This is a genomic window from uncultured Neisseria sp., from assembly GCF_951230505.1.
GTDB lineage: Bacteria > Pseudomonadota > Gammaproteobacteria > Burkholderiales > Neisseriaceae > Neisseria.
The window spans coordinates 1-4,580 of record NZ_CATNVN010000145.1; the positions used below are offsets into that span (position 1 = coordinate 1).

At 46.3% G+C, this 4,580-nt stretch carries 5 protein-coding genes; 4 read left to right on the forward strand and 1 reads right to left on the reverse strand.

The genetic code is table 11. From position 1 onward, the window contains the following. Nucleotides 1-80: 80 nt before the first annotated feature. Nucleotides 81-662: a superoxide dismutase gene (locus Q1M25_RS08280; RefSeq protein ID WP_300483796.1), complete on the reverse strand. Its 582-nt coding sequence runs from the start codon at nt 660-662 to the stop codon at nt 81-83. A 154-nt stretch (nt 663-816) separates the two neighbouring features. On the opposite strand from Q1M25_RS08280, the gene dnaB reads away from it, so the two are divergent. From dnaB to Q1M25_RS08300, 4 genes are all read left to right on the forward strand, one after another. Further along, a complete protein-coding gene (gene dnaB, locus Q1M25_RS08285) occupies nt 817-2,223 on the forward strand; it encodes a replicative DNA helicase (protein WP_036490624.1) in 1,407 nt (468 codons plus the stop codon). 156 nt (nt 2,224-2,379) lie between these two features. After that, nucleotides 2,380-3,045: a Tfp pilus assembly protein FimT/FimU gene (locus Q1M25_RS08290; protein ID WP_150537446.1), complete on the forward strand. Its 666-nt coding sequence runs from the start codon at nt 2,380-2,382 to the stop codon at nt 3,043-3,045. Nucleotides 3,046-3,060: 15 nt separating this feature from the next. Further along, the gene (gene pilV / locus Q1M25_RS08295) at nt 3,061-3,708 is read left to right on the forward strand and encodes a type IV pilus modification protein PilV (protein ID WP_191620510.1); all 648 of its coding nucleotides are present in this window, start codon (nt 3,061-3,063) and stop codon (nt 3,706-3,708) included. 2 nt (nt 3,709-3,710) lie between these two features. Continuing rightward, on the forward strand, nt 3,711-4,580 hold an 870-nt coding region (locus Q1M25_RS08300), incomplete at its 3' end, for a pilus assembly protein PilW (RefSeq protein ID WP_300483797.1).

Consider the following 4,580-nt stretch of genomic DNA (forward strand, 5'->3'; position numbering starts at 1 on the left):
CCCAATCCCAGTACTGCGAATCGCTCCAAGCCCTCTGGCCGTCTGAAAAATTTTCAGACGGCCTTTTCACTCATATCGTTTTATGCGGCGAAGCGTTTGGCAACTTCATCCCAGTTAACAATTTCCCAGAAACCTTTCAGGTAATTAGGACGGCTGTTGCGGTAGTCGATGTAGTAGGCGTGTTCCCATACGTCGCAAGTCAACAGCGGAGTGTTTTCAGTAGTCAGCGGAGTACCTGCATTGGAAGTAGAAACCAGATCCAATTCACCGGCAGGCGTTTTCACCAACCATGCCCAACCTGAGCCAAAAGTACCGGCCGCGCAGGCATTGAACGCTTCTTGGAATTTCTCGAAGCTGCCCCATTTGGCATCGATGGCTGCAGCCAATTCGCCGGCAGGTTTGCCTTGGCCTTTAGGGGTAAAGCTCAGCCAGTAGAAAGTGTGGTTCCAAGTTTGGGCAGCGTTGTTGAACATACCGCCGGAAGATTTTTTCACGATTTCTTCCAAAGGCATTTCTTCAAACTCAGTGCCTTTGATTTGATTGTTCAAATTGGTGATGTAAGTTTGATGGTGTTTGCCGTAGTGGAACTCCAAAGTCTCTTTGGTCAGATGAGGGGACAACGCATCCAGTTCATAAGGCAATTGTGGCAGCTTGTGTTCCATTTTTATGCTCCTAATTATTGATATTTATATTTTGGTAGTGTGTGTTGTCAAATCGACAACATTGCTATTTTACCTGCTTTAGCCTAAACAAACCAATTGAACTTACACTGCGCTATAATAGTGGATTGCAATTTTCCAGCCAGAGATGCCCGTCATGAGCAATTATTCCGATATGCCGTCTGAAGACCGTGAAATCAGCGCATTGTCACTGCCGCCACATTCCACCGAAGCGGAGCAATCCGTATTGGGCGGCCTGATGCTGGAAAATTCTGCTTGGGACCGTATTGCCGATGTCGTTTCCGGCGAGGATTTTTACCGCCACGAACACCGCCTGATTTTTCGTGCCATTGCCAACCTGATTAACGAAAGCCGCCCTGCCGACGTCATTACCGTTCAAGAAAGTTTGGAACGCAATGAAGAATTGGAAGCGGCAGGCGGATTCAACTATCTGATTACGCTGGCGCAAAACACACCATCCGCAGCCAATATCCGCCGCTACGCCGAAATTGTGCGCGAGCGTTCCATCATGCGCCAGCTTGCCGAAGTCGGTACAGAAATTGCACGCAGCGCATACAATCCGCAAGGGCGTGATGCAGGCCAGCTTTTGGACGAGGCGGAAAATAAAGTATTCCAAATCGCCGAAAGTACCGCCAAATCCAAACAAGGCTTCCTTGAGATGCCCGACCTTTTGAAAGAAGTAGTCGAGCGCATCGATATGCTTTATTCGCGTGACAATCCTGATGAAGTAACCGGCATATCGACTGGTTTTATCGACCTCGACAAAAAAACATCAGGCCTTCAACCGGGCGATTTGATCATCGTCGCAGGCCGTCCTTCCATGGGTAAAACTGCCTTTTCGATCAACATTGCGGAACACGTTGCCGTAGAGGGCAAGCTGCCTGTCGCCGTATTCTCGATGGAGATGGGTGGTGCGCAGCTGGTTATGCGTATGCTGGGTTCGGTAGGACGTTTGGATCAAAGCGTTTTAAAAACCGGCAGATTGCAAGACGAACACTGGGGCCGTCTGAACGAAGCGGTCGTTAAACTCTCCGATGCACCCATGTATATCGATGAAACGCCGGGCTTGACCGCGCTAGAACTGCGCGCCCGCGCCCGTCGTCTTGCTCGCCAGTTCAACGGTAAATTGGGCTTGATCGTCATCGACTACTTGCAATTAATGTCAGGCTCCGGCCGTTCTGACAACCGTGCTTCCGAGCTTGGCGAAATTTCGCGCTCCCTCAAAGCATTGGCGAAAGAGTTGCAAGTTCCCGTCATTGCCCTGTCGCAGTTGAGCCGTACAGTTGAGCAGCGTACCGACAAACGCCCGATGATGTCCGACTTGCGTGAGTCCGGCGCAATCGAACAAGATGCCGACTTGATTATGTTCATGTATCGTGATGAATACTACAACTCAGAATCACCCGCAAAAGGCTTGGCGGAATGTATTATCGGCAAACACCGTAACGGTCCAGTCGGGAAAGTATTCCTCACTTGGATGGGTCAATTTACCAAATTTGATAATGCTGCCTATGTTCCAGAATCTATGTTGATGGAAGATTGAGACAGATTGTCTTAAAAACTAACCGAATTTCATATTTCATTAGTCACGCATTACAAAATCGTTTAAAATAAATCTAATAAAAGCAAAAGCATTGCTACGAGCAAATGCAAAAGCGAAAACGTCAGTTACCCAACACATTACTACCAAAAATCACTCATGTATCAGACACAAAAAGGCTTCACCCTAATTGAGTTGCTGATCGTCATTACTATTGCAGCAGTAATGGCCGTCATCGCACTTCCCAATATGAATCAATGGATTGCCTCCAGACGTGCAGCATCGCAAGCAGAGCAAATTGCCAATCTGCTGCGCTTCGCGCGAAATGAGGCCGTCCGTCTCAATCTTCCCGTTTACATCTGCCCGGTCAAAATCAAATCCGATGGCTCGCCCAATAATGGTTGCGATTCCAAATATGCCGGTAATGGTATGTTGGCCTACGCCGATAAAAACGGAGATTCCAACTATAAAAACGATACAGTCGATTTATCCGTCCGCTCCATTATTCTCAATGGCGACACTGAAAAAGTGAAATACAGCTTCAACTATATCCCTAGCAGCAATGACCGTTCTGCCCTCTCCTCTTCGGCTCCAAAAGAAGTCTGGTGGAAATTCCTGCCCAATGGTACATTTGAACATTCAACCGATGGCAAGAATTATCAATTTTCAGACGGCCATATCAAAATCAGCCTAACGGATGAATCCGCCACCGATGCTGAAACCAAGAAAGCCCGTGCTACCGTACTTTTAATCAATGGCAATGGGCATGTCGAAATCTGTGCTAAAAACGATGATCGCAAAATGTGCGAATACACTTCCAAATAATAACAACGGTATCTTATGAACATTACTAATCCTACTCATCTCAGATCATTTAAAGGCCGTCTGAAAACAAGTCCAACAAGCTTTACCCCAAAACTTCAATCAGGCATGACCCTGATTGAAGTTTTGATTGCCATGTTTGTCCTTGCCATCGGTGTGCTTGCCCTTCTGGCTATCCAACTGCGTACCGTATCCAACGTGCGCGAGTCTGAAAATCAAACCACCGTCGCCCAAATTACGCAAAATCTGATTGAAGGCATGCTCATTAACCCAACGCTCTCTGAAGAAACCGATACTACAGGGGAAAAAACCTCCCGTTATAAAAAATCCTATGATGCCTATCTAAAATCCGACTCTAAACAAACTGGAAAATTTGAAGTCAAAATGAGCAAAGCCCAACTTGCACAGGCTCAAATTGCACAGTTTAAGGCCGACTTAGCCAAAGCCCTTCCCGAAGCCCAAGTGTTCTCAACCATCTGCAAAGATTCTTCCGGTGCAGAGCCGACTTACGAAAATGGCTTCCAAGCAAACTGCGATGGCAAAGGCGACACAACCATCGTTAAAGTTTTATGGTTGCAAGATGTCGAAGAAGAAAATAGCGCAAAAAATCTCAACACATCGGGGCATCACGTTGTCTATACCTACCAATCACGCGTAAGAGACTAACAATGAACAATAAACGCTTACTCAACCATATTTCCAATAAAACTGCTATGCGCGGTTTCAGCATCCTTGAATTTCTGGTTGCCAGCCTGCTCAGCATGATCGTCTTAATGGCTGTCAGCTCCACCTACTTTACTGCACGCGGATTGAACAAATCTGCCAACACCCGTATCGGTATCCAACAAGATTTGCGTAACACCGCCAATATGATCGTCCGTGATGCGCGTATGGCAGGTAATTTCGGCTGCTTCAATATGTCGAATTTTCCTGCCTCTGCAGTGATAGAAGACAAAAGCTCAGCTGAATATGCCTTGAAAACAGCCGGTGTTAATAAGCTGTTACCGGTTAAAGAAATCAATTTAAGCTATCCCGGCTTTACTCAAATCGGCCCAGCCCTGCTGTTTCAATACGGTATCGACATCGACAAGGAAAAATCTACTGCAAAAACTGCCATTGTCAGCAGCTGCTCCCGTATTGCCAAACCTCACACAAAAATTAAAGATTTGGATACGGCAAAATCGGCTTTGAATTTAAAAATTACCGACTCTGATCAAAACGGCAGTATCGCCATCATGAAACATGAAATGATTGCCTACGCCGTTGGTACGCTTGGCGAAGAGAGCAAAGAGCGCAGCTTATTCCGTTTCCAATTATCTGATGACGGCTCATGGGGTAATCCGCAGCTGTTGATTAAAGGCATCACTGCTATGGATATCCATTATATCTATGCAGAATGTTCTGATTCTGAAAATGCATCAGCAAGTGGAGCAAATGCGGAAACCTTTTATGAAGATAAATTTGATACCTCAAAGGCTGAGGCTTACTCTCTAGCTTCTGTCCAAATCATATTAAATAAGGATAAGGGCAGCATTAAC

What these genes read in the sequence shown, in the direction of transcription:
- pilV (WP_191620510.1), top strand. Translation starts at nt 3,061, where the DNA reads ATGAACATTACTAATCCTACTCATCTCAGATCATTTAAAGGCCGTCTG.
- Q1M25_RS08290 (WP_150537446.1), top strand. Translation starts at nt 2,380, where the DNA reads ATGTATCAGACACAAAAAGGCTTCACCCTAATTGAGTTGCTGATCGTC.
- dnaB (WP_036490624.1), top strand. Translation starts at nt 817, where the DNA reads ATGAGCAATTATTCCGATATGCCGTCTGAAGACCGTGAAATCAGCGCA.
- Q1M25_RS08280 (WP_300483796.1), bottom strand. Translation starts at nt 662, where the DNA reads ATGGAACACAAGCTGCCACAATTGCCTTATGAACTGGATGCGTTGTCC.